This is a genomic window from Pseudomonas sp. QE6, from assembly GCF_041379005.1.
Classification (GTDB): Bacteria; Pseudomonadota; Gammaproteobacteria; order Pseudomonadales; family Pseudomonadaceae; genus Pseudomonas.
On the sequence record NZ_CP166873.1, the window covers coordinates 2,979,355 to 3,004,421 of the forward strand.

The window sequence follows — 25,067 nt, forward strand, 5'->3', positions numbered from 1 at the left end:
CGGCGTGCCCTCCGTGGCGCGAGGGCCCAATGGTCACCTGGCTTGCGCGATGCCCGCGCATGGCCGAGGATGCCGCTTTCCAGCGAGACTCAGGGCGAGGGCGAGATGATCCGCGAGATTCTCAAGATGGGTGACGAACGCCTGCTGCGCGTGGCGCCGCCGGTGCCCGCGTCGATGTTCGGCAGCGCGGAGCTGCAGACGCTGATCGACGACATGTTCGAGACCATGCACCAGGTCGGCGGCGTCGGCCTGGCCGCTCCGCAGATCGGCGTGGACCTGCAACTGGTGATCTTCGGTTTCGAGCGCAGCGAGCGCTATCCGGATGCCCCGGCGGTGCCGCCGACCATTCTGCTCAATCCGGTGATCACGCCGCTGGGCGAGGAACTGGAGGAGGGTTGGGAGGGGTGCCTGTCGGTCCCCGGCCTGCGCGGTGCGGTGAACCGCTACCGTTCGATCCGCTACCAGGGCGTCGACCCGCAGGGGCAGCCGATCGACCGCAGCGTCGAGGGTTTCCACGCCCGCGTGGTGCAGCACGAGTGCGATCACCTGATCGGCCGGCTGTATCCGTCGCGGATCACCGACTTCAGCAAGTTCGGCTTTACCGAGGTGCTGTTCCCGGGGCTCGATCCGAAGGCGGATGACTGAAACCGGCCGTCCATCGAACCGCATCGTCCTGACGGTGACTGCGCTTTCGTAGGAGCGGATGTTCCCGTAGGGCGTACAACCGTTCGCGGTTGTACGCCGATACACCGCACGCAATGGCCGCGCCATGGCTGGGATCGAAGTGCCTTGTCGGTGGCTCAGTGCAGGGCCCCGGAGCGATCCGAGGCCAAGGTCAAACGGCGTATGACGTCGAACGTTATACGCCCTAGGCTTCAAGGACGGGCGGGGTGGAATTCGATAAGCGGATAGCCTCTCCCAAGGCTATCCGCGTGACGAGGGGCTGGCCCTCAGGAGGGCTGCTGCGGAGTGCCCAGCAGCGTCTTGCCGGATTTCTTCTGCCGCTTGGCCATACGCTTTTCGTGTGCGGTTTTCAGCGGCTTCTTCTTGCTTTGCTTCTTCGCGTCGAGACCTTTCATGGCGTGTCCTCCGACGGGACGCCCTCGATCCGAGAGCGGACAGCTACAGCATAGCCTCCGCACGGCGTGCCGCTTCACCGTTCAGCCGGTGGCCAGGCGTTCCAGCTCGCGGCGGACCATCGCCGCGTAGTGGGGCGGAGTCAGGCGATACAGCTCGGTGGCCACCCAGGGCAGCCAGCGCGCGCCCATGGCCTCGCGCTCGGCCAGCAGGCGCCGGGCTTCGGCCTCGGCGCGCTGGGCGTGTTCCTGGTGGTAGTCGGCACGGCTCATGGGGCGGGCGTTCAACTCTTGGCGCAACTCAGGGTCTGCGGGTCGATGGTGATGCTGGCCAGCGGCTTGCCGTCGCTGCCGGTGTATTCGTGGGTCACGCTCAGGTGATGTTCGCGGAAGCGCTGCAGCAGTTCGGTCTGCTGGCAGGTGGTGCTCTCCAGCTGGGATTTCAGGCCATTCTCGAACTTGGCGCGGGCGCCCAGGTCCATCTGGTCCATGCGCAGACTGGAAATCGCGTAGCGGTAATACAGCATCTTCTTCGCCGGGTCGAGCTGTACGCTGTTGAGGGTGGTGACCTTGTCCACCCGGTGCGGCAGGTTGGTGCGGGTGATCTGGTCGAAGTAGGCCACGGAGTCCTCGAGGAACTTGGCTTCGTCGGCGGTCTCGTCGGCCTGGGTGGCCAGGCCGGTCAGCAGCAGGAGGGGCAGGGCGAGGCGGGGGATCAGACGGATCGGCATGCTGTTTTCCTGTACGGCAATAGGAGTGGGGCGCACAAGCGCCAGGGAGTTTATAGGCCATGACGCGGCGTTCTGCCGGCTGCATTACGTGCCCGTCGTCGCGCCGGGACGCGCTCGCGGAGACCTTTCTTTCCGGTTAATCTGGCCGGCCGCACGACCCGGGCGCCGGCCCGGTTTCATCCGTCACGCACTTTCGGAGGCAGGCCCACTGCCGTTGCCATGCTCGAACTGACCCAACTCGACCTCTCCAGCGATTCCGCCGCGCAACGCGTGGTCAAGGATGAAACCGTCACCGTCGAATTCGCCACAGCGCCGGGCGAGCTGATGAGCCTCGAAGGTCCGAACCGCTACGCGCCGGGCGATGCGATCATCACCAGCGCGGCGGGGGAGCGCTGGGTGGTCTCCCGCGAGCGTTTCGACCCGAAGTACCTGCCCGCCGACGCGCTGCTCGCCCATGGCCAGCCCGGCGCCTATCGCAACCGCCCGGCGGTGGTGCTCGCCAGGCGCATGGACGAGCCGTTCACCCTCGTGCGCTCGGCGGGCGGCGACCGTCTCGCCGGTGCGGCCGGCGACTGGGTCATGCAGTACGCGCCCGGGGATTTCGGCGTGGTGAAGGCGGAGCGTTTCGCCAAGGTCTATCGGCTGGCCGACTGAGTCGTCCGCGAGCAACTTCCGTCTGGCACCGAAGGCCGCCCAGCGGCTATGGTCTGTCGTGGCGGGCGCTCTGCGCCGCGCTTGTCATTGCAACTTTGCCCGCGCCGCGCAGGTCCACCCTGCAGCCAGCGGTCGGCGGGCAGCCAGCAGAAGGACGGAGCGGGATGCGATTCGTGGACATGCGGGGGCTCAGCCTGGGGCCCTGGAAACTGATCAGCCTGACGGTGAAGGAGTTTCTCGACGACGAGATGCCCACCTACGCCGCCGCGCTGGCCTACCAGGGGCTGTTCTCGCTATTCCCCTTCCTGCTGTTCCTCATCGCCCTGCTGGGCTTCCTGCACCTGCCGGAGTTCTTCGACTGGCTGCGAGGGCAGGCCGACTACGTACTGCCGGCCCAGGCGCTGGAGCAGGTCAACCCGGTCATCGACCAGTTGCAGCAGCGCCAGGGCGGCCTGCTGTCGATCGGTATCATCGTGGCGCTGTGGTCGTCCTCGGCGGCGGTGCGCTCGCTGATGACCGCGCTGAACGCGGCGTACGACGTGCGCGAGGCGCGCCCGGCGTGGAAGCGCATTCCGCTGTCGCTGCTCTACACCTTCGGCATCGTCGGCATGCTGCTGGTCATCGCCGCGCTGATGATCCTCGGCCCGCAGGTCATGGGCTGGATCGCCGCGCGAGTGGGGCTGGAGGATTTCGTGGTGCTGCTGTGGAGCGTGCTGCGCTGGCCGGTCATCGTCCTGCTGATGATGATGGCGGTGGCCGTGATCTATTACGTCACGCCCAATGTGAAGCAGAAATTCCGTTTCATCACCCCCGGCTCGATGCTCGCGGTGGTGCTGTGGATCTGCGCGTCCCTGGGCTTTGGTTTCTACGTGAAGAACTTCGCCGACTACAACGCCATGTACGGCAGCGTAGGCGCCATCATTGTCCTGCTCCTGTACTTCTACATTTCCTCGGCGGTATTGCTGCTGGGCGCGGAGCTCAATGCGGTGATCGAGCACCATCTGCCCCATGGCAAGAGCTCCGGCGAGCGAACCTTCGAGCAGGCCTCGCCGGAACCGGACGAGCGCTAGCGCCGGACCTGCTGGCTGGCGAGGGCGGACGGCTGGGCCAGCAGGTTGTCGACCACTGTCAGGGACTGCTCGAACGAGGGGTAGCCGCTGCGGGCGACGTCCAGGCCCGAGTAGGCCCGCTGATAGCGCAGGGCCTTGCCCGGGTTGGCCTTGTCCACCAGATAGGGCTCGGACCAGATCTTGTACAGCAGCGCCACGGCGTAGGGCTGGCCCGCATCGGCGGCCTGCTCCAGCAGCGGCAGCACTTCGTTCACCTGCGGGCCTTCCTTGATCTTCAGCAGCGCCTTGTAGAAGCTCGCCTCGCCGCGCTCATCGTAGGGTTGGGCGCGATCGAGCAGGGCGTTCGCCAGCTCGTAGTTTTCCAGGTCGCCGGAAGCGATCAACAGCTTTGCCTGCAGCATGTCGTTCCGGTAGAGCAGGCGTTCGATGTGGCAGCGCTGTCCGCCCATGGACGCATCGCACGGCGTGGTGGTGGAGCTGGAACAGCCGGCCAGCAGCAACGACAGGCTCAGGATGGCCGGCAGGTAAGGCGGTTGAGACAAGCCCATGTAAATCCCCCAGGGGCGAATGGCAAGGTTCGACCGGTCTGTGCGTGCCGGTTCTGTCTATTGGCCATCAGCATAGTCGCTTGCCTCTCAAGCGGCTTCGAAAGTGGGGCTGCAGCGAGGGGGATCGATCAGTGCGCGGGGGCTGGCTGAAGTGTTTGCCTGGCGCCGCTGGGAACGGGGCTATCGGGGACGGAGTCCGCTCCTGCGAGAATCTGTCGCGCCGGTGTTCATGGGGCAACGCATCGTAGGGCGTACAACCGTTCGCGGTTGTACGCCGTTACACCTTGCTCCGTCGACGGTGCCGGCGCTGAACCGAGGTCAAGCGCGATCAGTCTCCACGCAGGAGCGGAGCCTGGTCCGCGTCCGTTTCAGGCGCCGAACACCGGTCCCACGCTGTCGTCGTCCATCCCGCGTTCCAGCTTGATCTTCAGCGCCAGGTCCGTGCGCGAGTCGGCGAACTTGAGTGCGTCGGCGACGCTGATGCGGCCTTCCTCCAGCAGTCTGTAGAGGCTCTGGTCGAAGCTCTGCATGCCGCTTTCCAGGGCGCGCTCCACCGCGCCCTTGAGCTCCGGCAGTTCGTCGCGCTGGATGATGCCGCGGATGTGCGGCGTCCCCAGCATCAGCTCCACCGCTACCGCGCGGCGCTGGCGCGTGCCGGGGACCAGGCGCTGGCCGATCAGCGCCAGCAGGTTCTGCGACAGGTCGGCGAGCACCTGCGGCCGGGCCTCGTCGGGGAAGAAGCGGGTGATGCGCTCGATGGCGTGGCGGCAACTGGTGCCGTGCAGGGTGGCCACGCACAGGTGGCCGGTTTCGGCGTAGTGCAGGGCGTTCTGCATGGTCGGTGCATCGCGGATTTCGCCGAGCATGATCACGTCCGGCGCCTCGCGCAGCACGTTGCGCAGGGCATCGGCGTAGCTGTGGGTATCCAGGCCGACCTCGCGCTGGTCGATGATCGACTTCTGGTGCGAGTGGAGGAATTCGATCGGGTCTTCGATGCAGACGATATGTCCGGAGCGGTGACGGTTACGAAAGTCCAGCATGCTCGCCAGGGTGGTGGACTTGCCCGAACCGGCCGCACCGACCACCAGGATCAGCCCGCGATCCTGCATCGCCAGCTTGTCGAGGACCGGCGGCAGGCCGAGGCTGGCCACGTCCGGGATGACCTGCTTGATCAGCCGCACCACCATCGCCACTTCGCCGCGCTGGTAGTAGATGTTGGCGCGGAAACGGCCGAGCTCCGGCACGGTGATCGCCAGGTTCATCTCCAGGTCGCGCTCGAACTCCGTCACCTGCTCGGGCGTCATCAGTTGCCAGGCCAGGGTCTTCACCTCGCCACCGGCCAGCACGCGCTCGCCGACCGGCCGGCTGTGCCCCTCGACCTTGATGTGTGGCGGCGCGCCGACGCTGAAGAACATGTCGGAGCCGGCGTTCTGTGGCAGCTGGCTCAGGTAGGAGAAGACGTCGGGCAGGGCGGTGGCGCTGGCATTGCTCATGGGAACATCCTTCGTTCGGCGGTGGGCCCTGCTGAGGGCGCGTCTGTATTCAGACTAGCCGGGACGCAGGTTGTAGGGCGCGAGCGTAGGAAAGGTACGAAGAGCATGCGTTGACGCACCGCAGGGATTGCGAGGCCCGATCCCGGAGCTAGGCGGTTTCCGCTTGCTGCTGGCTGACGCCCAGAGCCTCCCGTAGCTGGTCGGTATCCAGCGGCTTGTGCAGCAGGCGATAACCGTGGGCGGTCGCTTCGCGGAGGCGCTCCGGGGAGGTGTCGCCGGTGACGATCAGCGCCGGCACCTGGCGCGCCAGGTAGCTGCGGATACGCCGGATCGCTTCCTCGCCGGTCTGCCCCGCGCCCAGCCGGTAGTCGGTGAGGATCAGATGGACGGGGGCCGGGCCACGATGACTGGCTTCGATGTGCCGCTGGCAGGCGTGCAGCGCGGTGGTGCCTGGATAGACGCGATGCCCCCAGACCTCCAGCAGGTTGCAGAGGGCCTGCAAGACGTCGCGCTCATCTTCCACCACCATGATGCCCAGGCCTTCGGTGTCGGGCTCTTCGGCCTGGGGACAGGTGGCCGGGCTGGCAGCCGGGGCCTGTACCAGGGGCAGGCGGACCGCGAACAGCGAGCCGCGTCCGGGCTGCGATTGCAGGCGCAGAGGGTGGCCGAGCAGGCGGGCGGTATGGCGAACGATGGCCAGGCCCAGGCCGAGCCCCTGCTTGCGGTCGCGTTCGGCGTTGTGCAGCTGGACGAACTCCTCGAAGACCATCTCCTGCTGGCTGGGGTGGATGCCGATGCCGCTGTCCAGCACCTGGATTTCCACCTCCTGGCCGTGGCGCCGGCAGCCCAGCAGCACGCCGCCGCTCTGGGTGTAGCGGAAGGCGTTGGCCAGCAGGTTGTCCAGCATCCGCTTGAGCAGCACTGGGTCGCTGTCCACCCAAAGCCGGCTGCCGCACACCCGCCAGCGCAGGTTCCGCTCACTGGCGGTGCCGGCGAACTCTAGTTGCAGGTCGGTGAACAGCCGCCGCAGGGCGATGGGCTCGCGGGCCAGCGGCACCACCCCGGCGTCGAGTCGGGAGATGTCCAGCAGGCCGTTGAGCAGGCTGCCCAGGTTGCCGAGCATGGCGCGCAGGCGCGTGGCGATGTCCCGCGCCTGGGCGGCGTTCACCGGGCCGCGCTCGGCCAGGGAGGCGAGGGCGCCGACGAACAGGCCCAGGGCGTGGATTGGCTGGCGCAGGTCATGGCTGGCGGCGGCGAGGAAGCGTGTCTTGGCATGGTCGGCGGCCTGGGCGCGGTCGCGTTGCTCCTTGAGGTCCTGCACCAGCTCCGAGTTCTCCAGGCGCAGGCGGACGGTTTCGCAGAGGCTGCGGTAGGTGACCCGGCTGTAGTACAGGTTCACCCCGGCCAGGCAGGCGATGAAGAAGCTGTAGGTGGTGAACTGTTCGTCACGGCGGCTCAGGCAGAGCACCAGCAGCGGCAGCAGCATGGCGGCGAGCGAACCGACATAGGCGGGCGGATAGGCCGACAGCGACGGCACCGCGCCGCACACCAGCCCCGTCAGCACGATGCAGGTGAAGGCGAAGAGCTGCGGGTCGCCATGGGCGAAGCCCAGCCAGCCGAGCCAGCCCCACAGCAGGCTGCTGAGCCACGACAGCAGCGTGGCCGTCCAGGGCCAATACTTGCCCGGCGTGCCCGCGGGGGCTTGTCGGAAGTACGCCCGTGCCAGGACAATCCGCCCCAGCGTGAGCACGTAGAGCGCGGCCAGCCAGACCCCCATCGCCGTCGGCGACAGGGCGTTGCGGAAGATGTACAGCACCGGCAGCGGTATCACCAGGTTGGCGAACAGCACGGCATAGGACTGGCGAAACAACAGATCGACCAGTTCGCGTTGCTGAGGGCTGCTGTGCATTTTGATGGCCTCAAGGAGACGAAGGATGGAAGGGAAGCGCTTGCGGGTGCTGGTCGCCGACGACCATGGCATCGTGCGCGATGGACTGCGCCTGTTGCTCTCGACCCTGGAGGCGGTGGAGGTGGTTGGCGAGGCCGGCGACGGTATTCGCCTGCAGTCGCTGCTGGATGAATGCCCGGCCGACCTGTTGCTGCTGGACCTGAACATGCCGGGGCTCAACCGCCTGCAGGTCATCCACGACCTGCGCCAGCGCCACCCGCGCCTGAAGATCCTGGTGCTCACCGCCAACACCGAACTGGCCACCGTGCGCTCGGTGCTCGATGCCGGCGTGCAGGGCTACCTGAGCAAGGGCGAGGAAACCAGCGAGCTGCTCGAGGCGATCGACGCCCTGCGTGCCGGACAGACCTACCTGGCGCGCAGCCTGCGTTTCATCCTCGACGGCTCCCATGTGCGCCCGCGCGATGAAGCCGACCTGCTGGCGGCGGTGCAACTGACCAGGCGTGAACGGCAGATTCTCACCCTTGCCGCCCAGGGCCACAGTGCGCGGGAGATCGCCGAACACTTCAGCATCAGCCCGCTCACCGTGCGCAAGCATCGCGAGAACCTGATGCGCAAACTCGACCTGCACAGCCCCGCGGAACTGACGGCCTACGCCGTACGCCTGGGAGTCCCCAGCGCCTGAGCCTTGCCTGTGCATATCACGCGTGCGGGGGCGCATGTAGTCGATTCCTTCCAACCTGTGGGAAGACAGCCTAACGCCACCCCGGCGCGGAAAAAATACGGCAACTGCCGTATGTGCCTGGCTGGCCCGCGTCCCTAACCTTCCCGCCACTGGCTCGCCGCTCCCTTGTGAGGCGCCAGACCACCACTCGCGATCAAGGGAAGGATCAGATCATGCTGCTGTCTGCCTACTGGGCCTCGTTCGCCTTGGCGACGCTGGCCTTCGCCTGCATGCCAGGCCCCGCCATCCTCTACATGACCTCGCAGACCCTCGCCCACGGCCGCCGCGCCGGCCTGCACGCGGCGCTGGGCATCCACCTGGGCTGCTACCTGCACATCCTCGCCGCCAGCGCCGGGCTCGCCGCATTGCTGCACCATGCGCCCACCCTGTACCTGGCGCTGAAGCTGGCCGGCGCGGCCTACCTGATCTGGCTGGGCGGCTCGATGATCCTGGGCCAGCGCCGACTGCTCGAAGGCGCTGAGGAAGCGGCCGAGGCGCATCCGCAGGTGCTGCGCGACAGCATCGTGGTGGAGATGCTCAACCCCAAGACCGCGCTGTTCTTCCTGACCTTCCTGCCGCAGTTCGTCGACCCCGCCGCCAGCCTGCCGGTGGGCCTGCAGTTCTTCATCCTCGGGGTGATCGTCAACCTGGTGTTCTCCAGCGCCGACGTGCTCGCCGTGCTGTTCGCCTCGCTGCTGCTCGACGTGCTGGGTGAAGGGCGCGGCAAGCGCCTGATGCCGCGTGTGTGCGGCTCGATACTGGTGGGGCTGGGGGTGATGCTGGCGGCCCGGGGCGGGCCGGTGTGAGGGGAGGCGCCGCGCCCGGCGACGGGCACGGCGCGGGCGAAGCGGATCAGTCCTCGCGGCTGGTCACTTCCACCAGGTGGTAGCCGAACTGGGTCTTCACCGGACCCTGGACGACGTTCAGCGGGGCGCTGAACACGACCTGGTCGAACTCGCGGACCATCTGGCCCGGACGGAAGCTGCCCAGGTCGCCGCCGCTGCGGCCGGACGGGCAGGTGGAGTTGTCGCGGGCCACCTGGGCGAAATCGGCGCCGCCTTCGATGGCAGCTTTGAGTTCATTGCACTTGGCTTCGCTGGAAACCAGGATGTGACGGGCGGATGCACGGGCCATGGGATAACTCCTGAACAGGCAGTAGGAAAGGGCGAAGCCTAGCTGATTCGCGGGCGGAACCCAATGCCGGGCGCCCGGTGGCGGGGGTGTTCCCCGTAGGAGCGGACTCCGTCCGCAATCAGCCCTGCGCCGGAGCGGCCGGGGAATTTTATCGCGGACAAGGTCCGCTCCTACGCGAGCAGGTGCATCCTGACGAATCCTTGCAAGGCGGGCCTGATCTTGTAGGAGCGAGCTTGCTCGCGAACCGCCCAACACCGGAGCGGCTGGTAAACCCGTTCGCGAGCAAGCTCGCTCCTACAGGAAGACGCCTTACGCCTTGATGCCGAACACCTCGGCCAGGTGCCGCTGGTAGCGCTCCACATCGCCCTCGATGTCCGGACGCTTCATCACATCCACGCAGAGGAAGGTCGGCAGCGGGCTCATGCCCAGGAACTGGTTGGCCTTGTGGAAGGGGAAGTACACCGCGTCCACGCCCTTGCCCTCGAAGAAATCGGTCGGGTCGTCGAAGGCCTGCTGCGGCGCGTTCCAGGTGGCCGAGATCATGTACTGCTTGCCCTGCAGCAGGCCGCCGCTGCCGTACTTCTGCGAGGCGTCGGAGCGGGTGCGGCCGTCGTTGGCGTAGAGGCTGCCGTGGCCGGCGGTGAATACCTCGTCCAGGTACTGCTTCACGGTCCAGGGCGCGCCCATCCACCAGCCCGGCATCTGGTAGATCACCACGTCGGCCCAGAGGATCTTCTGTACTTCTTCGGCAATGTCGTACCCGCCATCGACGAAGGTCTCCTTCACGTCGCAGCCGGCACGGTCGAGGTACGCGATGGCGGCCTCGTGCAGGGTGGCGTTGTAACGGCCGTCGGAATGGGCGAACTGCTTGCCGCCATTGATCAGCAGGATCTTTTTCATCGAAGGGGTTCTCGAAATGACAAATTCTGGATGGCGGCAGGATATCGACGTGCACGAAGCGGAAAAACCCGTTTCAGGACAAAGGATACGTGCGTGAGACTCACGAATGGTGAGCATTGATTTGCGTCAGGATAGGCAATCTTTCCCGTCCATCCCGGAGCCAATCTCCATGTACGCCTTCATCCTCCAGGCCCACACCCGCCCGGAAAAATCCGACGACTTCGAGAACCTGTTCCGCGCCTACCTCGCACCGAGCCGCGCCGAAGACGGCTGCGTCCAGTACCACATGCTGCGCGATGCCCATGACCCGAGCCTGTTCACCTTCTTCGAGGTCTGGCAGAGCCGCGAGCACCTGGCCATGCACACCGCCCTGCCGCACATGCGCGAATTCCACGAGCAGCGCATGGACTACCTGCGCCGCGATTTCGACATCCAGGAAGTCGAGGTGATGGCGCCGCTCGCGGGCTGAGGCGTACTCAGGCCACCACCTGGTTGCGCCCCGCCGCCTTGGCCTTGTAGAGGTTCGCATCCGCCGCTGCGATCAGCGTTTCGATGCTGTCCGCCGGGGTTGCCGAGGTGCTCGCTACGCCTACGCTGACGGTCACCACGCCGAGTTTGCCCTTGGCGTGGGGCAGGGCGGTTTCCTCCACGGCGCGGCGGATCGATTCGGCCACGCGCTCGGCGGCAGAGAGGTCGCAGCCGGGCAGGATGACCACGAATTCCTCGCCGCCGTAACGCGCCACGCCATCCTCCGCGCGGCGGCAGCCCTGGCGGATGAGGTGTGCCACGTTGACCAGCGCCAGGTCGCCGCGGGGGTGGCCGTAGTGGTCGTTGTAGGCCTTGAACTGGTCGATATCCAGCATCAGCACCGCCAGGTGGCCGTCGCCGCCGCGGCGGCGCTGCCATTCGAATTGCGCCTTCTCGTCGAACCAGCGGCGGTTGTGCAGGCCGGTCAGCGGATCGGTGTCGGCCTCGGCGCGCAGGCGGTCTTCCTTGGCGTCGCGGCGGCGCAGATGGCGACTGAGGCGGAAGGCGAAGAAGATCGTCGCGCTGTTGATCGCCAGCAGCAGCCCGCTGGTGATCCAGTTGCGTGCGCTCCAGGTCTGGAAGATTTCCTCCCGGTACAACTCGACCGATACCGTCAGCGGGTAGTCGCCGACGCGCCGATAGCCGCGCCAGTAGGCATCAGAACCATTGGACTGCTGGCGGAAAGACTCCTTCTCGCCGCTGTCGACGAAACTGCGGAACATCGTGCCTTCATCCTCGCGGTCGCGCGTTGGCGCCGCCGGCCACTGTGCCAGGACGGTGCCGTCGAGCAGGCGGATCGACACCACCTCGTTCTTGCCCAGGTCCAGTTCGCGGACGAAGGTTTCCAGATGCCGCAGTTCCTTGATCGCCGCGACCACGCCGAGAACCTTGCCGTCCTTGTCCTGCACGGCGCGGCTGAGCGCGATGCTGGGCGAGGACATCGGGTAGGCGGGCATGAACGGATGACTCACGAACAGGCGCGAAGGGTTGGCACGCGGGCCCTTGAAATACTCGCGCCGGGACAGGTCCCTGTGCGCCTCGCTGACGTGGTTGAGGTCCACCAGCAAGTGGCCGTTCGCGTCGGTCACCACCAGCGTACCCGCCATCATGGAACTGGCGGCGTGCCCCTGCACCAGCTCCTGCAGCACCTGCCGGGACAGCTCGGGGGTGGCCGAGCCGGCAATGACGTTGGAGAGTGTCTGCAGCGTCTGCAGATGCACATCCAGGTCGCGGTGGAGGTCCCGCTCCACCAGTATCAGGGTGTTCTTGCCGCTGGCATGGGCATAGGCCAGCGCATCCTGCCTCATCTGCAGCATGTGCCAGCCGGCCAGCAGCGACGCAGCCACCGCCAGCAGGAAAGTAATGAAGAAAATCCGGCGCGGGTAGAACACAGCAGCACCTCCCGCCTTGTTCGGAGCCTGTTCGGAAAACGTTCGGTTGCTTTCATTGTCCGACTGGCGGGAGGACGTGCAATCGAAGTCAATCAAACCCTTGCCACAAATCAGGCTGCCCCGAGAAATAACCCACGTTCAGGCCGCAAAGGCTCCTGGCGCGGGCCGGATCGCTCGCCAACGCAGCCAAACGCCAAAGAATCACGCATCATGTACGCCATTTCACCAAGGGGAATCCCGCATGGGTGCCACGTCGTTCATCCCGCGTAGCCTTCTGTTCTCGCTGGGTCTGCTGTCCGCCACCTTCGCCATCGCCGCCGACCAGGAGCAACTGGTTGACGCCATCAACGCCTATCGCGGCGAGGTGCAGTCCTGCGCCGGCAGCGCATCGCAGGTCCTGCCGCCGCTGGCGGTGGAGCAGCGCCTGGCGATCCCCGCCGGCGTCGGCGACTGGAAGACCGCGCTGAACCAGACCGGCTACCCCATGAGCAGCGTGCGCATGCTCAGCCTCACCGGTCCGCGCGACGTGAACTCGGCGATGAAGGCCCTGCAGGAAAGCTTCTGCCAGGTGTTGCTGGACCCGCAGTTCGTCGATGTCGGTGTCAGCCGCGCAGGCGACGACTGGCGCATCCTCCTCGGCCGTCCGCTGCTGCAAGGCAAGCTCGGCACCTGGGAGGCCGAAGGCCAGCAACTGCTGCAGGCGATCAACGCCGCCCGCGGCCAGGCTCGCCAGTGCGGCGGGCAGAACTTCGGCAACGCCCCCGCGCTGACCTGGAACGCCACCCTCGGCAGCATCGCCGAAGGCCACAGCCGCGACATGGCCAACAACAACTACTTCGACCACAAGGGCCGCGACGGCAGCACCCCCGGCGACCGTGCCGAGCTGGGCGGCTACAGCTTCCAGCAGATCGGCGAGAACATCGCTGCCGGCCAGGGCAATGCGCGCAAGGTGGTGGACAGCTGGCTGTCCAGCCCCGGCCACTGCGCCAACCTGATGAACCCGCAGTTCCGCGAGCTGGGCGCGGCCTATGCCGCCGACCCGAAGAGCGATGCGGGTATCTACTGGACGGCGATGTTCGGGGCGCAGTGATCGTCATCCGCCTCGTGCAGGAGCGAGCCTGCTTGCGAACCGTCGGAAGGTGGTTGGCCTTTGCCGACCATTGCGGACAGCGTCTGCTCCTACGAGATACATCTGCACTCGGGTCGGCCCTCGCCCTAACCCTCTCCCATGGGGAGAGGGGACCGTTCGGCGCAGGATGAAGTAGTAGTGTCAGCCGGCACGGTCTGCCCCCTCTCCCTTAGGGAGAGGGCTGGGGTGAGGGGGAAAACGCAGGCACAGACTGTCCAATTCGCAGGATGGGGGGAGCGGAGCGATACCCATGTTGTCGGTGCACTCAATTGATGGGTTTCGCTGCGCTCTACGCCATCCTGCAAGAGCGCCAGAAGCCCTGGCCCCATGGCTTGCAGCAGTCATCCAATCCCCATACCGCCCAAAGAAAAACCGGCGCCTGGGCGCCGGTTTTTCATGTGTCGCTGCGGTAGTCAGAGAGACTTCCCGCCCGAACCTTCCGCTCAGTGAGCTTGGTTCAGGGTCAGGCGCATGTGACGGTTCACATCCTTGTACAGCAGGTAGCGGAAGCGACCCGGGCCACCGGAGTAGCAAGCCTGCGGGCAGAAGGCGCGCAGCCACATGAAGTCGCCGGCTTCCACCTCGACCCAGTCCTGGTTCAGGCGGTACACCGCCTTGCCTTCCAGCACGTACAGGCCGTGTTCCATGACGTGAGTCTCGGCGAACGGAATCACGCCGCCCGGCTCGAAGTTGACGATGTTCACGTGCATGTCATGGCGCATGTCGCTCATGTCGACGAAGCGGGTGGTGCTCCAGCGGCCTTCGGTATCCGGCATCACCAGCGGCTGGATGTCCTGCTCGTTGGTGACGAAGGCTTCCGGCAGCGGTACGCCGTCGACTTTCTGGTAGTGCTTGCGGATCCAGTGGAAGCGGGTGTGCTGGCCGGAGGTGTTGCGCACCTTGTAGTCCGCGCCCGGCGGAATGAAGGCGTAGCCGCCCGGCTGCATGTTGTGGACCTGACCCTGCAGGGTCAGGGTCAGCTCGCCTTCGACGATGAACAGCACCGCCTCGGCGTTGACGTCCTGCTCCGGCTTGTCGCTGCCGCCGTTGGGGGCCAGCTCGACGATGTACTGGGAGAAGGTCTCGGCAAAGCCGGACAGCGGGCGGGCGATGACCCACATGCGCATGTTGTCCCAGAAGGGCAGGTGGCTGGTGACGATGTCACGCATCACGCCCTTGGGGATCACGGCATAGGCTTCGGTGAACATCGCGCGGTCGGTGAGCAGCTCGGTCTGTGCCGGGTGCCCGCCGTGCGGCGCGTAATAGCTGGTTTTGGCCATGGGGGATTTCCTCATTGTTGTCTTGCTGCCCGTCGCATCGCGCCGGGGCGAACAATTCGTGCAGAGCGGCGCGCTGCCTGAGCGCTGGCCGTCGCTGAGAGCCACGATATCCAGCGGCGTGTTCATGCACAAATTAAATGTTGGAATCCGCCGTATTCATTTATCGAATGCGAGAGCGCGCCGCTCAGCCCTGCGTGTCCTGGGCCAGAACCCGCGACAGCACACGGGCCAGCTCCTTCACCTTGGGGTCCGCCGCCGGGCGATGCAGCAGCGCCACCTCGAACACATCCACCGAGGGCAGGCCGGTGTTCTTCGGCAGCACCGCGTGCTCCGCCGTCACCGCCCGCTGCGGCAGCAGGCCGATGCCCATGCCGTCGGCAATGGCCGACTGGATGCCGGAAAGGCTCGAGCTGGTGAAGCTGATGTGCCAGCGCCGGCCAATGGTTTCCAGCGCGGCGATCATCTCGTCGCGGTACACCCCGCGCGGCGGAAAGGTGACGATGGGCAGCGGGTCCAGCTCGATGCAGGGGTTCTTCGCACTGTCCACCCAGCGCGTCTTCTCCGGCCAGCAGGCCACCGCCTCACGGGCGTTCTGCCGTTGCTTGAGCAGCACCAGGTCCAGCTCGCCGCGGTCGTAGCTGGCGGAAATATCGCGGCTCAATCCGCTGGTCACCTCCAGCTTCACCTGTGGATAGCGCCGGTTGAAGGCCGCCAGCTGCTCGGTGGTGCGGCCGCTGGCGAAGTCATCCGGCACGCCGATGCGCACCGTCAGCGCCACCGTGGCGCCGGACAGCGCCTCGACCATCTCGTCGTTCAGCGCCAGCAGGCGCCGCGCATAGCCCAGCAGCGTCTCCCCGGCGTCGGTGGGCAGCACATCGCGGTTGCCGCGCTCCAGCAGGCGATGCCCGGCCATCTCTTCCAGGCGGCGGATCTTCTGGCTGATGGTGGACTGGGTGGAGTGCAGGCGCGTGGCAGCCGTGGTGAAGCTGCCGCAGTCGGCCACCGTGACGATGGCCCGGAGCAGGTCGAGGTCGAACAGGCGGGTATTCGATTTTTCACTTTCGCTCATGGCGGTATCGACTTTCTGAATGTCGATTCCGCTTTTAGCAGCTCACCTATGCCCCGGCAATCATCCCTTGCTAGTTGTCGGTGAACTTCGACCAGGGATCACCCGAGCCCGCACGCCGGTCGCCCTTGCGGCGGTCCGCCTCGAAACGGATGCTCTGGCGTCGGTCGGTGCCGCTGCGGCGGTCCTTGCCGTGGCGGGTATCGACCATGAATTTCGGTTTGGCAGGCGCAGCAGGCTCGGCCGGGGCCGCCTCGGTAGGCTCCATGGGGACAAGGGTGAGTTCGTCGAGGTTCAGTTTGCCATCGGTGCTCATCGCGTCACTCCTGTGCATCGCACAGCACTGAGCGTAGATCAGGGCAGCACATTTGTAGGAGCGAGCCTGCTCGCGAACTCGCGCCATCCGTCGTCTGCGTAGGGTGTACAACCGTTCGCGGATGTACGCCGATGTTCCTTGGTTCATCGCCGGCCCCCCGGCCATGCTTGGAGTGTTTGGCGACAGGCATGTGGCCTTTGCACAGTTCGACCTTCGAGCGGCCGTCTAGACTTTGCACTCTCAGGACTTACCCCGTGGAATCACAAGGAGCGTCACCATGAAAGGTTCTTCCAAAGCTCTGTCGCTGCTGGCAGCTACTGTCGCGCTTTCCGGCTGCATGAGCGATCAGGAGTTCATCGCTTCAAATCAGCAGGCCGCCATCAGTGCAACCGAGTCTCGGGCGAAGTTCGAGCTCAATTGTCAGCAGGTGTCCTCCAGCATCCTGTCGAGCAAGGTCACGCAGAACCGCATTGGCTACCAGCGCACCGAATACACCATCGGCGTTCGCGGCTGCGGTCGGCAGGCGACCTATCTCACCTATTGCCTGGATACCACCAACTGCAATGCGCTGAGCGATACGGCGCGCGTGGGGAACGAGTGAGTCTGCGCCGCTTCGGTGTGTGCTGAGAGATTTTGTTTCGCCCCCTCGGGCGAGTCACTTTTCTCAAACGCCAGAAAAGTAACCAAAAGGGCTCGTCCCGGCATCCGGCCGCGGCTTCGCCGGGGTTCCCTCCTTCCGGCATCGCTCCGAGGGTCGGCGTAGAAGGGCCATCCATGGCCCTCTTAGCGGGGACGCCTAGTCCTCTCGCGGCATCCATGCCGCTCGCCCCTCTGCGCAATACCTCCACTCGGCCTCCTGACGGGACTCTGCGCGCGCCGGCAACTTTGGCTGCTTTATGCTGGATTGCTCTTCGTAGGAGCGAGCTTGCTCGCGAACCGCCTAACGCCGGTGCGGCCGGGTAATTCTGTTCGCGAGCAAGCTCGCTCCTACAGGTGTTCGTCCTGCAACGTGGGCGCAATGGTGGGCCTTCGCGGACAAGGTCCGCTCCTACGAAAGCATGCGCACCGCTCTGGCTCTGGATTTAAAGATTTCCAGAGAAATATCCGAGCGCGCCGGAGCGCCCCTTCAGGAGGCCGAGTGGAATCGGAGTTTCAGGGGTTGAGCGGCATGGATGCCGCGAGAGCCGCGATGGGCCAGGGATGGCCCTTCGCGGCGTACCCCTGAAACTTCGATGGAGCGAGGGAACCCCGGCGAAGCCGGGGCCGGATGATGGGGCAAAGACCTTTGGTTACTTTCTGTCGTTTGAGAAAGTAACTCGCCCGAGGGGGCGAAACAAAAACTCTCAGCACACACCGAAGCGGCGCATACACACCCACCCCGAAGCAAACAGAATCGCGGGCATGACCCGCGATCCGCCCACAACACGAAGCGATGGGTTTCGCTCCGCTCTACGCCATCCTACAAAGAACCCTCCGGCCCGGAACTCAACACCGGCCACTGCTGATACGGCACCCAGACCACCCCCTGCCACTTCAACACCGACAAGCTCGTCGGCCCCTGGAGTATTTTCCGGCGCGGCTCGCCAAGGCTGATGGCGTGCTGGTCACGCAGGGCGGGGATGACGTGCAGCGAGAGCCACTGGCGGATGCTGCGGTTTTCCGGGTGGAAGTAGTGGATCAGCGAGGCGTACACCGCCGACTCGCTGAGCAGCAGTTCATCGATGTACTCGCCGCTGCCATTGAGCATCCAGGCGTGGCGGCACTGGTCCTCGTCCAGGTTGCGCTCCACGCGTTCGACCAGATAGGGAAAGCCGATCAGCCGGCCCAGGTCGTGGGCGCAGAACCAGCACTGGTCTTCCAGCAGCACGGCGCGCAGCTGGCGCTTGTGGCGGGTGAATACGGTGGGGATCAGGAGCTCTTCAGACATGGCGCACCTCCGGGAAGGAGGAGGAAGAGGGCGGGTACAGTGAAGCGCCTTCGGGGAGAAGGCAAAGAGGGAAGGGCATATCCATTTCCTCAATGGGTACACCGCTGCTTTCGGGAGCAGTATTGCCGCTAAGTGAAGCGTTTCTTAGGCGCTGGCCGCAACGCTATTGGTGGCGGGGAACTTGGTCAATCGTAGGGCGCATAACTGCGAAGCAGTTATCCGCCGATTTCCTTACCGAAGCGTCGTAGCTGAGACGTGTGGTGCGCTTCCCAAGGACTACCGAGGATAACGTATTGCGTTATTCGCCCTATATGAATCTTATTCTCTGTGTAGAGTCTTGGATTTGATCTAAGACTTTGGTCTGGGCTAATCGCTTGAATTTGATTTGTCTTCGAGAGATCGAGTGGTTGATTTGGGTATCAGGTTTTGGGTGTTGGATTGTATTTTTCTATCATTGACCTCAATTTCTGTAGTGTCTTTTACTAGTCGACCAAGATGCTTTATAAGTTGTACGGATGATTTCTTTAGTTCTTCATCAAGCTCATGAGTGTCGATTTTGTTGGACTCCAGAAAGTCTCTTATCTTTAAGCTTTTTTCGATTATTTCAGTGGCATCTTTTAGGTTGTCTAAATCCTTAGATGAGTCAAATCTATTGAATACGTATTGACTTCCTTGAGTGATGACTATTGTGGCAAGTGCAACTACAAGTGGGTGGGCAGAAATTTTTGCGAAAAGGCTTCCGGATTCGACTTTCTCGATGATTACCTCTTCATCGTCTATAGTCGTTCCTAGGATTTGGCAGCAAATGTCCAGGATTCCGGCAAATGCTTGTATCTTTTGGCCGAATAAAGAAAGGCTTAAGTTTTCTGGTATGTATATCTTAAGTGTTGGCTTGTCTGAGTGGCTATGAAGGTGATTATTTAGGGTTTCTTCAAGTGATCTGATTTCTTTAAGCTTTTCTTGAAGTTTTTGGGCGTTCTGCGTGAGGATGAGAGCAGTATTGAAGCTTGTGGAGTGGAGATAGCCGTCGAAGCTATCTGTGAATTTTTCGACAAGCTGTTCGGCGTCTCTCAAGATTTCTATCTCGGAGTCTAATAGCGATTCGCTAAGGTCTCTTAATGCAGAGTGGGTGATTTTGAATTTCTCTCTCCTGCTGGCGTTGTAAGTGAGGTTGTATATTTCAGATTTTGCGTTTTCCTTTTCATTTATTGTATCTTGGGTGGAGTTTGTTTCTAGAATTTTCTTTAGTGATTCTAATGAGGCTTGTTGTATGTGGCTGATGGCATGTAGTGAGTCCGTAAATCCAGGGTACTGATCTAGTATTCTTGTGGTTTTTTGTATTTCTTGTAAGAGTTTTTCACTGATCATTTATTTTCCTATAAAAAACCCCGCACGAGGCGGGGCTTTTGTCTTTCTATCACTGCCCCAAAATTCCGTTTCGAGTATCAGCGTTTCTAATGGTCTTGACTTGCGGTCTTGCTACTACCGTTATTTTTCAGTAAGAATTGAACTGAAAGTATAGGGTTTTCAGATGCTTACTTGAAAATGAAAACGCCATATTTTCGTGTGGAGTCGGGATAATTACGAATTTTTCACTAATATCAGGGATGTTTGATGTCTGCCTTCAGAGGTATGAATGAGGGGGGCAGTCAAGATACAGGGCGTGAGTGTTGGCGCAAGGGGAAATTAAAGCTTTCTAGAGTAGGAACATATTTTTCATGGGGAGGAGAAACTGCTCCTTGGGAAAAGTGGTTTGGCCACGGAGGAAATCTTTGTGGTCTTCTGGGATAGGCTTTAGGAACCCTTTGGAAAGCCATTTTCTCAAAGTTCTATTGTTTAGTTTGTATTTTGATCTTGCGCTTGCGGCGGTTATGTAGATTTCAAAATGCCGTTTTGCCCTCTCGGCGTCATCGTAAGATAGCAGTGATATTTTCTTGAGGTGTATTAAATTAATATATCCTGAGGAGGTGAATCGTGAGTGCAGTAACCTGGCTGTGCAACCGATGTGAGCGGCGGCTTCAGTGGTTGTGAGAAGGTTTTTTCGCCAATTAATTGCATCCGTTAAGCAAGATCTATCAATAGTCGTTCTGCGGTTTTTTCCTGTGCTGAGAGTCTCAGGTGCCTTTCGTAATATACCCAGTTCAACCAGGCTTGGTATATTTTCATGGCCTATTTTTAATAGCTGTGAAACTTCCTTTGTGGTTGCAAAGTTTGGCGAAACGCTCGTGCTTGGGAGTCTATTTTGATGCTGCGGCGTGGAAAGATAGGTGAGTAATTCTGAGGGGAGCGTGCTTTTGTCGTATAGAATAATTTGATGGGTTAAGGCGGGAATAACTCTCATTTCTTTAATTCCTGCTGCGGTGAGTAGTCTGTATACAGTTCGTGGTTCTATCATTAAGTTTCTGGATATGGCGTTGTTAAGTATATAGTTGTTATTAAAATTCTCGATAGCGTCTTTAGAAAACAAGAAGCCTTCAGCTTGGTTGAGCATATTTCCTTGAAGGAGGCCGCAGTACCTGAGGTCGAGAATCATACCTCTAGAGGTTTGAAGGTAATTGGCTGCCTCCATTGGGGTAAGTAAGGTGTTGCGATCACACACGATTGGGGTTATATCAGTGTCTTCCCAGCTTATTCTGGAGTTGTGGATTAGCCTTTCGCAAAGCTTGGGTACCGTCAGTGGAGGTTTTACGCCTAGTTTGCTTTTGTATGTCGGTACAAGGTCTTCGAGCTCGGGGTTATTACATTTAAATATCATTCTCAGTTCATTGGTGGTAAATAAAAGACTGCTACAGTTGCAGGGGGCGGTATAATTAGAGATGTCAGGTCGTGATTGGGATGCGGCGAAGTAGTACTCAGCAGCGTATTTTTTTAATTGAGGATCCTTGGAGAGCAACCAAGGCACAAGAAGTGCTCTTCGATGCAAGTGGGGTATCGAGTATTGTTGCCTTTTGATGAAGTCAAAGAAAGCAATTTTGCTTGCCGTGGCTATATTTTGGCAGGCTTCTAGAGTTTCATGCCTAGAAGTTTTTAGGCTGAGGAATTTAGTGGCGATTAACGCGGCAACAAGTTTTCTGAAATACGCGGCGTCTTGTTGTTGTAGAGCATTAGTTAGTGTTTTAGTGGATTTGATGTCTGCAGGGTGTGATTCAAGTTCCCGAAGATCTTTGCCGCAAGAGCAGGTGAAGTTCTTGATCTTCCGCAGCTCAAAGTTAAAATCGCAAGAAGGGCACGTCTCAATGTAGAACTGAGAGTGTTTAGGGCATATGTCGCAAAAGTGATAAGCATGCATGTGCTCAAGATATCCCTCACGTACGCATTCTGGGCATAGAGCCAGACCTTGGCGTAAGAAATAGCTTGGTATCAAACTTCCGCCAAATGAAAATTTGTACTCATGCTCATCAAGTGTTCGTTTAAGAAATATTGATTGCAAGGTCTTTCTGTCATGGTCAAGTAAGCTTCTCTGGAGGGTTATTAGTTTGAAGAGCTTTGATCCAATCCATTGATGGGCGTTTATTTCTCCCTCCCCGAGCTTTAATTCGTTGGCGAAATGAGCAAAGCACTCGTACCCATTTCCATATGCAAGCCGGAGTGCAACGCTTGCAAGACTTTCATCTCGGCGGGGTAGCGCTATATATGGGAGCTGTATCATAAATTGCTCCGATAAAGGGCTTTTTGCAACTCTGCAAAAGATACTTCAAACGGATTTTTATTGATGAGTCGCTTCGGGCTTTTGATACGGCTTGCAGCATAGGCTAAGTCTGTATCCAATAATTGCCGATCACCGCGTTCCAGTGCACACCTCAACGCAGTATGTAGAGTTAGTCGAAGTGTTCGCAAATTACCGGCAGTGAATGCGTACAGGGCAAGAAGGATGTTCTCGTCGGTCATTGCCACAATTTCTTCAAATGGCATAGTCCTCTTGATTTCTCCGGTAAACGCGCAGATCAGGCCGATAAAAATATCTTTATCAGTCTTGTTGTCAATAGAGAAATTACGCAGATAAGCCCGGTATGGAAATCTTCCAGTTAATTGATCATCTTCGTTGATGATGATCTCACTTTTTAATGTTCCTGACAGTATTACGGTGCCGTCAATACTGTCGGTAAGAACCTTTACCCAATCCCCGACTGCTTCCCGAGTTTTTTCTGCTCCGCGAGATAATAAATGTTGCCATTCGTCTAGCATGACTAACTTCGTTTGGCAGGTGTCGAGCAGGGTGTAGAGTTTATATTCAAGTCGGCCAAATGATTGATTATTATTGACAGCGCCGAGCTCGCGGAGCATTCGCTCAACCAAACCTTTTAGAGTGGTATGGGGTGGAACGGGGCAGTTTATTATTGGCTTGGTGAGTATAATCTCCTCTTCACTTCTTTTCGTCTCCTGTACGCCAAACCGCGCTGCTAAAAGTTTGCAGATTCGAGTTTTTCCCGTACCACCATTACCTAGGAGCAAGACAGAGCTCGGTTCGGAGCAAATTTCTGTGGTCTCAATAGCTTCGTAGATGGTATCGAGCGCGAGTTTGAAATAGGGGTGTGCGATGGTGAATGTGGCAAAATTTGTCAAAAGGTCGCGAGGTTCAGTCAGCATCATCTGTACCTCCAATATTAAAGGTTTCAAAAACAGGTATCGTGGTTGTCTCATCGTTAATTAATAGAGCATGGGGTGCATTCCTCGGGGGGAGCGACACCTGCGTGGCATGTACGTACTTTCCGCGTGAACGACGCTCCTTACGCGCAGTGGTTTGCTGCTGGGATGCAGTACTTTTAGAGCGTTGCTTTATTTCTTCGATTTGCTCCCGTAACTCCCAGAGGAGTTGGAGAGCTAATGAGTGATCGAAATGTTTCTTGGAGTTTGCGATCTTCTCTTTAACCGCTTGGTGTTCGCTAAAAGTTAATTCGTCTTGATAGTTCGGGTTGCAGGCGTGGGCCGGATGGCATTCCCATGGTGAAGACGGATGAGCGACCCAGACTTGAGCGAGATTACAGGGGTCGTAATAGACCAATGCTTTCTGCTTTCTCCCGAGTTTGCGTTCAATCTCACAGAGGCCGGCTCCGGTCCAATGCAGGTGCGAGATTGTCACGCGCCCGTTCTTAATCCTACGGTACTCAATACTTAGGCAGATTTGGTTTAAGTCTTCTTCGGTGTACCTTTCCGGCGGAAGACATTTTTTCTGCAGCTCCAGGCGTTTTTCGTGAGGGGAGGTGAACAGTTCGCCATGAAAGGTGTTGTGGTATATCACGAGCCATTTGCGAAATGCTTCTCTGATATCGTCCAGCGTCAGACACGCATGTCGCTTGGAGTCATAGTCACCAAGTGCTTGGACAGAGCCTTTTGTGGTTCCCGGCAACATATGGACAAGTCCACTATTTACCGTGCCAAAAAAACGCTCTATGAAGGAGTTTGTATTCGGCTGCTTGGGGGGATTGCAGCGTAATGAAATTCCAAGTTTTCCCGCAATACTTTGTGTCCAGTCGTTGAAGAACTCAGTACCATTGTCGGTCACAGCCTCCCTGATTTTTCCTCCACTGGACGTGTCTGCCTCGTTGCCTAATATGGTGCTTTTCAGCGCACATATAAATTTCTCGGCGCAAGTGGCGCCTAGTGAAATATGCCAGCCAACACATTCACGCGTTACGGGGTTGATCCCAGCAACTAAAACGGGTCTGCTGATCAATTGTGATTGTTCGTCCACAACCATAATGTCCATTGTGTGGGAATCGAACTGGACAAAGCCATAGAGATCGTTACTAATGTGGAGGGAACGTCCATGCTTGCATATCTGTTGAGCAGCTATACTCCCTTCTCGAGCTCGTACGACTTTGTAGCAATCAGTGTTCATGACTTCCCGCCAAAATGTCGAGTAGGAGGGAGTATGTAGCAGTGGGAGGTCGGCCCTTGCCCGCTTTAGGTTTTCGGCATTAAGTTCACCTTTGAATAGCTTGTATGTGTTCGTAATCGTCGGGCGCTCGCTGGTAAGATAAACTGTTTTGATGTAATGCCTAATTAGCTGTATGACGGTGTTCTGAGTGCGACGGCGCCGGTGTTTGGGGTACCGTGGCAGAAGTGACAGTGGGTTGCGATTACTTTGAATGTAGCGCGCCGTCCATCCATAGAGAGTGGTAAGTGACGGTGGATGGAGATCCCCTAATGACTCTGCAATTTCTGCAATTAATTGGCGTAAGGACTCTTTGCAACACCCTCCTAGTTCACGTATCTCCAGATACCTATCAACGTAGAGTCGTCGGGTATCGTATTTCTTTCGGTCATTCTCCGAGGTGATTAGACGCGTCGCATTGCTGCGTTCAGCCAATGAATCGGAGGTTTTTACGATAATGCCTTGGCTTTGGAAGACCGCGAATTCGGGCTGTGAAAGATATCGTCGAGTGTTTTTGCTGAGCGAGCATAGTGCGACCTGATTGTCGTGGGTGCTGGTGATCACATAATCATCATTATCCAGCCGGTATTTGGCACCTACTACTGGGGAAATCTGCGGGGTCATAAAAAACGCTCCAGACAGGTATGAAGTGACACCGCCTGATCCCAGTCGAAGCTGTATAGGCCATTGAAGATGGAAAGGTATTTAGCCTGACAGCTGATTGCTGGGAGCTGCTCTAGCAGATTGCCGAGGGTTATGGAGGAAGGAAGCTTTTGTGACTGTTCCATCAGAGCGAGATATTCGTCAGGTTTTACCCGAAAAGATCGTGAATACAGTAGTTGTAGATTTTCCAGTCGGTGCACCTTGCGGATCTCGATTGCGTCAATAAGGTGCAAGGATATGTGGCGATTCTGCAGGAGGGTATCCGCTGCGCACAGTTTCGCTTGATAGGCGGACGAGAGGTTTTCTCGGTTGTGCTTAACCTCCACAAAATACGTCGACTCGAGTGTCTCAACGCAAAAGTCAGGTGTGTAAGTGACTATTTTATTTCCGATATTGATGGCAAGTGTTTCGGGTTGGCAGCGGTAGTTTATTACTGCTTTATCATGCTCCAAATGCAGGCAGTAGTCGGCCTCCAACTCGCTTTCACAAACCATCTGCCGCTTATTCTTTCGCGATGGGAAGTAGACAAGGTATTTCCCATAATGACCTTTCGTTATGTCTCGGGCGGCGCTAATGTCTTTATTCATATCCGACCTCCGATGAGAGCTGACGATTTGCGACATGCTTGCGCTCGGGGATGAAAAGAGAAATTTGTG

Annotated in this window: 26 protein-coding genes; 8 read left to right on the forward strand and 18 right to left on the reverse strand. The window is 60.0% G+C overall.

The genetic code is table 11. The features are described from left to right. The first annotated feature begins 105 nt into the window (after nt 1-105). Complete coding sequence (def, locus tag ACAW63_RS13895; protein WP_371234673.1) at nt 106-645, forward strand: peptide deformylase; 540 nt, start codon at nt 106-108, stop codon at nt 643-645. A 305-nt stretch (nt 646-950) separates the two neighbouring features. Here the strand turns inward: def and ACAW63_RS13900 are convergent, their stop codons facing one another. The 3 genes from ACAW63_RS13900 to ACAW63_RS13910 form a co-directional block, all read right to left on the reverse strand. After that, a complete protein-coding gene (locus tag ACAW63_RS13900; RefSeq protein ID WP_256676115.1) occupies nt 951-1,079 on the reverse strand; it encodes a hypothetical protein in 129 nt (42 codons plus the stop codon). A gap of 81 nt (nt 1,080-1,160) precedes the next feature. After that, nucleotides 1,161-1,349, reverse strand: coding sequence for a hypothetical protein (locus ACAW63_RS13905; RefSeq protein ID WP_152222082.1), 189 nt, complete (start codon nt 1,347-1,349; stop codon nt 1,161-1,163). An 11-nt stretch (nt 1,350-1,360) separates the two neighbouring features. Continuing rightward, a complete protein-coding gene (locus tag ACAW63_RS13910) occupies nt 1,361-1,807 on the reverse strand; it encodes a hypothetical protein (protein ID WP_371234392.1) in 447 nt (148 codons plus the stop codon). A gap of 219 nt (nt 1,808-2,026) precedes the next feature. Between ACAW63_RS13910 and ACAW63_RS13915 the strand changes: the two genes are divergently transcribed. Together ACAW63_RS13915 and ACAW63_RS13920 are read left to right on the forward strand one after the other, a co-directional pair. Next, complete coding sequence (locus ACAW63_RS13915) at nt 2,027-2,461, forward strand: PGDYG domain-containing protein (protein WP_371234395.1); 435 nt, start codon at nt 2,027-2,029, stop codon at nt 2,459-2,461. 164 nt (nt 2,462-2,625) lie between these two features. Next, a complete protein-coding gene (locus ACAW63_RS13920; protein ID WP_371234397.1) occupies nt 2,626-3,531 on the forward strand; it encodes a YihY/virulence factor BrkB family protein in 906 nt (301 codons plus the stop codon). Here ACAW63_RS13920 and ACAW63_RS13925 read toward each other — a convergent pair. From ACAW63_RS13925 to ACAW63_RS13935, 3 genes are all read right to left on the reverse strand, one after another. Beyond that, nucleotides 3,528-4,079, reverse strand: coding sequence for a hypothetical protein (locus tag ACAW63_RS13925; protein ID WP_371234399.1), 552 nt, complete (start codon nt 4,077-4,079; stop codon nt 3,528-3,530). The genes ACAW63_RS13920 and ACAW63_RS13925 overlap by 4 nt on opposite strands. Nucleotides 4,080-4,447: 368 nt before the next feature. Continuing rightward, nucleotides 4,448-5,572 (reverse strand): PilT/PilU family type 4a pilus ATPase, encoded by a 1,125-nt coding sequence (locus ACAW63_RS13930; RefSeq protein ID WP_371234401.1) that lies wholly within the window; start codon nt 5,570-5,572, stop codon nt 4,448-4,450. Between the two features lie 148 nt (nt 5,573-5,720). Then, a complete protein-coding gene (locus ACAW63_RS13935) occupies nt 5,721-7,481 on the reverse strand; it encodes an ATP-binding protein (protein WP_371234402.1) in 1,761 nt (586 codons plus the stop codon). 25 nt (nt 7,482-7,506) lie between these two features. Between ACAW63_RS13935 and ACAW63_RS13940 the strand changes: the two genes are divergently transcribed. Both ACAW63_RS13940 and ACAW63_RS13945 read left to right on the forward strand, forming a co-directional pair. Then, nucleotides 7,507-8,163: a response regulator gene (locus ACAW63_RS13940; protein WP_371234404.1), complete on the forward strand. Its 657-nt coding sequence runs from the start codon at nt 7,507-7,509 to the stop codon at nt 8,161-8,163. 212 nt (nt 8,164-8,375) lie between these two features. Further along, nucleotides 8,376-9,008 (forward strand): LysE family translocator, encoded by a 633-nt coding sequence (locus ACAW63_RS13945; RefSeq protein WP_371234406.1) that lies wholly within the window; start codon nt 8,376-8,378, stop codon nt 9,006-9,008. Nucleotides 9,009-9,054: 46 nt separating this feature from the next. Here ACAW63_RS13945 and ACAW63_RS13950 read toward each other — a convergent pair whose 3' ends face one another. Together ACAW63_RS13950 and ACAW63_RS13955 are read right to left on the reverse strand one after the other, a co-directional pair. Further along, complete coding sequence (locus ACAW63_RS13950) at nt 9,055-9,336, reverse strand: peptidylprolyl isomerase (protein WP_152222096.1); 282 nt, start codon at nt 9,334-9,336, stop codon at nt 9,055-9,057. Between the two features lie 309 nt (nt 9,337-9,645). After that, nucleotides 9,646-10,236 carry an NAD(P)H-dependent oxidoreductase gene (locus ACAW63_RS13955; RefSeq protein ID WP_371234408.1) on the reverse strand — a complete coding sequence of 197 codons (591 nt, stop codon included), beginning with the start codon at nt 10,234-10,236 and terminating at the stop codon, nt 9,646-9,648. 169 nt (nt 10,237-10,405) lie between these two features. Between ACAW63_RS13955 and ACAW63_RS13960 the strand changes: the two genes are divergently transcribed. Continuing rightward, on the forward strand, nt 10,406-10,705 hold the full coding sequence (locus tag ACAW63_RS13960) for a putative quinol monooxygenase (protein ID WP_371234410.1): 300 nt from the start codon (nt 10,406-10,408) through the stop codon (nt 10,703-10,705). A gap of 7 nt (nt 10,706-10,712) precedes the next feature. Here ACAW63_RS13960 and ACAW63_RS13965 read toward each other — a convergent pair whose 3' ends face one another. After that, nucleotides 10,713-12,155, reverse strand: a complete 1,443-nt coding sequence (locus tag ACAW63_RS13965) for a diguanylate cyclase (RefSeq protein ID WP_371234412.1) — start codon at nt 12,153-12,155, stop codon at nt 10,713-10,715. 241 nt (nt 12,156-12,396) lie between these two features. Between ACAW63_RS13965 and ACAW63_RS13970 the strand changes: the two genes are divergently transcribed. After that, nucleotides 12,397-13,245, forward strand: coding sequence for a CAP domain-containing protein (locus ACAW63_RS13970; RefSeq protein WP_371234414.1), 849 nt, complete (start codon nt 12,397-12,399; stop codon nt 13,243-13,245). A 482-nt stretch (nt 13,246-13,727) separates the two neighbouring features. Here ACAW63_RS13970 and ACAW63_RS13975 read toward each other — a convergent pair whose 3' ends face one another. From ACAW63_RS13975 to ACAW63_RS13985, 3 genes are all read right to left on the reverse strand, one after another. Further along, nucleotides 13,728-14,564: a bifunctional allantoicase/(S)-ureidoglycine aminohydrolase gene (locus ACAW63_RS13975; RefSeq protein WP_371234415.1), complete on the reverse strand. Its 837-nt coding sequence runs from the start codon at nt 14,562-14,564 to the stop codon at nt 13,728-13,730. Nucleotides 14,565-14,748: 184 nt separating this feature from the next. Then, nucleotides 14,749-15,633, reverse strand: coding sequence for a LysR family transcriptional regulator (locus tag ACAW63_RS13980; protein ID WP_371234417.1), 885 nt, complete (start codon nt 15,631-15,633; stop codon nt 14,749-14,751). Nucleotides 15,634-15,703: 70 nt separating this feature from the next. Further along, a complete protein-coding gene (locus ACAW63_RS13985; RefSeq protein WP_371234419.1) occupies nt 15,704-15,946 on the reverse strand; it encodes a hypothetical protein in 243 nt (80 codons plus the stop codon). Nucleotides 15,947-16,223: 277 nt separating this feature from the next. On the opposite strand from ACAW63_RS13985, the gene ACAW63_RS13990 reads away from it, so the two are divergent. Continuing rightward, on the forward strand, nt 16,224-16,547 hold the full coding sequence (locus tag ACAW63_RS13990; RefSeq protein WP_371234421.1) for a hypothetical protein: 324 nt from the start codon (nt 16,224-16,226) through the stop codon (nt 16,545-16,547). Between the two features lie 858 nt (nt 16,548-17,405). On the opposite strand, the gene ACAW63_RS13995 is transcribed toward ACAW63_RS13990, so the two are convergent. The 6 genes from ACAW63_RS13995 to ACAW63_RS14020 form a co-directional block, all read right to left on the reverse strand. Beyond that, nucleotides 17,406-17,873 carry a Bro-N domain-containing protein gene (locus ACAW63_RS13995; RefSeq protein ID WP_371234423.1) on the reverse strand — a complete coding sequence of 156 codons (468 nt, stop codon included), beginning with the start codon at nt 17,871-17,873 and terminating at the stop codon, nt 17,406-17,408. A 366-nt stretch (nt 17,874-18,239) separates the two neighbouring features. Then, nucleotides 18,240-19,241 (reverse strand): hypothetical protein, encoded by a 1,002-nt coding sequence (locus ACAW63_RS14000; RefSeq protein ID WP_371234425.1) that lies wholly within the window; start codon nt 19,239-19,241, stop codon nt 18,240-18,242. A gap of 328 nt (nt 19,242-19,569) precedes the next feature. Continuing rightward, a complete protein-coding gene (locus ACAW63_RS14005) occupies nt 19,570-21,522 on the reverse strand; it encodes a TniQ family protein (RefSeq protein WP_371234427.1) in 1,953 nt (650 codons plus the stop codon). Further along, on the reverse strand, nt 21,519-22,463 hold the full coding sequence (locus ACAW63_RS14010; RefSeq protein WP_371234429.1) for a TniB family NTP-binding protein: 945 nt from the start codon (nt 22,461-22,463) through the stop codon (nt 21,519-21,521). The genes ACAW63_RS14005 and ACAW63_RS14010 overlap by 4 nt, the downstream gene beginning before the upstream one ends. Then, complete coding sequence (locus ACAW63_RS14015; protein ID WP_371234432.1) at nt 22,450-24,372, reverse strand: hypothetical protein; 1,923 nt, start codon at nt 24,370-24,372, stop codon at nt 22,450-22,452. Before ACAW63_RS14015 ends, ACAW63_RS14010 begins: the two co-directional genes overlap by 14 nt. Continuing rightward, nucleotides 24,369-24,998: a Tn7 transposase TnsA N-terminal domain-containing protein gene (locus tag ACAW63_RS14020; RefSeq protein WP_371234433.1), complete on the reverse strand. Its 630-nt coding sequence runs from the start codon at nt 24,996-24,998 to the stop codon at nt 24,369-24,371. Before ACAW63_RS14020 ends, ACAW63_RS14015 begins: the two co-directional genes overlap by 4 nt. Nucleotides 24,999-25,067: the final 69 nt, after the last annotated feature.

Bases quoted from the DNA above. Each gene is read 5' to 3' on its own strand.
- def (WP_371234673.1), top strand. From the start codon at position 106: ATGATCCGCGAGATTCTCAAGATGGGTGACGAACGCCTGCTGCGCGTG.
- ACAW63_RS13900 (WP_256676115.1), bottom strand. From the start codon at position 1,079: ATGAAAGGTCTCGACGCGAAGAAGCAAAGCAAGAAGAAGCCGCTGAAA.
- ACAW63_RS13905 (WP_152222082.1), bottom strand. From the start codon at position 1,349: ATGAGCCGTGCCGACTACCACCAGGAACACGCCCAGCGCGCCGAGGCC.
- ACAW63_RS13910 (WP_371234392.1), bottom strand. From the start codon at position 1,807: ATGCCGATCCGTCTGATCCCCCGCCTCGCCCTGCCCCTCCTGCTGCTG.
- ACAW63_RS13915 (WP_371234395.1), top strand. From the start codon at position 2,027: ATGCTCGAACTGACCCAACTCGACCTCTCCAGCGATTCCGCCGCGCAA.
- ACAW63_RS13920 (WP_371234397.1), top strand. From the start codon at position 2,626: ATGCGATTCGTGGACATGCGGGGGCTCAGCCTGGGGCCCTGGAAACTG.
- ACAW63_RS13925 (WP_371234399.1), bottom strand. From the start codon at position 4,079: ATGGGCTTGTCTCAACCGCCTTACCTGCCGGCCATCCTGAGCCTGTCG.
- ACAW63_RS13930 (WP_371234401.1), bottom strand. From the start codon at position 5,572: ATGAGCAATGCCAGCGCCACCGCCCTGCCCGACGTCTTCTCCTACCTG.
- ACAW63_RS13935 (WP_371234402.1), bottom strand. From the start codon at position 7,481: ATGCACAGCAGCCCTCAGCAACGCGAACTGGTCGATCTGTTGTTTCGC.
- ACAW63_RS13940 (WP_371234404.1), top strand. From the start codon at position 7,507: ATGGAAGGGAAGCGCTTGCGGGTGCTGGTCGCCGACGACCATGGCATC.
- ACAW63_RS13945 (WP_371234406.1), top strand. From the start codon at position 8,376: ATGCTGCTGTCTGCCTACTGGGCCTCGTTCGCCTTGGCGACGCTGGCC.
- ACAW63_RS13950 (WP_152222096.1), bottom strand. From the start codon at position 9,336: ATGGCCCGTGCATCCGCCCGTCACATCCTGGTTTCCAGCGAAGCCAAG.
- ACAW63_RS13955 (WP_371234408.1), bottom strand. From the start codon at position 10,236: ATGAAAAAGATCCTGCTGATCAATGGCGGCAAGCAGTTCGCCCATTCC.
- ACAW63_RS13960 (WP_371234410.1), top strand. From the start codon at position 10,406: ATGTACGCCTTCATCCTCCAGGCCCACACCCGCCCGGAAAAATCCGAC.
- ACAW63_RS13970 (WP_371234414.1), top strand. From the start codon at position 12,397: ATGGGTGCCACGTCGTTCATCCCGCGTAGCCTTCTGTTCTCGCTGGGT.
- ACAW63_RS13975 (WP_371234415.1), bottom strand. From the start codon at position 14,564: ATGGCCAAAACCAGCTATTACGCGCCGCACGGCGGGCACCCGGCACAG.
- ACAW63_RS13980 (WP_371234417.1), bottom strand. From the start codon at position 15,633: ATGAGCGAAAGTGAAAAATCGAATACCCGCCTGTTCGACCTCGACCTG.
- ACAW63_RS13985 (WP_371234419.1), bottom strand. From the start codon at position 15,946: ATGAGCACCGATGGCAAACTGAACCTCGACGAACTCACCCTTGTCCCC.
- ACAW63_RS13990 (WP_371234421.1), top strand. From the start codon at position 16,224: ATGAAAGGTTCTTCCAAAGCTCTGTCGCTGCTGGCAGCTACTGTCGCG.
- ACAW63_RS13995 (WP_371234423.1), bottom strand. From the start codon at position 17,873: ATGTCTGAAGAGCTCCTGATCCCCACCGTATTCACCCGCCACAAGCGC.
- ACAW63_RS14000 (WP_371234425.1), bottom strand. From the start codon at position 19,241: ATGATCAGTGAAAAACTCTTACAAGAAATACAAAAAACCACAAGAATA.
- ACAW63_RS14005 (WP_371234427.1), bottom strand. From the start codon at position 21,522: ATGATACAGCTCCCATATATAGCGCTACCCCGCCGAGATGAAAGTCTT.
- ACAW63_RS14010 (WP_371234429.1), bottom strand. From the start codon at position 22,463: ATGATGCTGACTGAACCTCGCGACCTTTTGACAAATTTTGCCACATTC.
- ACAW63_RS14015 (WP_371234432.1), bottom strand. From the start codon at position 24,372: ATGACCCCGCAGATTTCCCCAGTAGTAGGTGCCAAATACCGGCTGGAT.
- ACAW63_RS14020 (WP_371234433.1), bottom strand. From the start codon at position 24,998: ATGAATAAAGACATTAGCGCCGCCCGAGACATAACGAAAGGTCATTAT.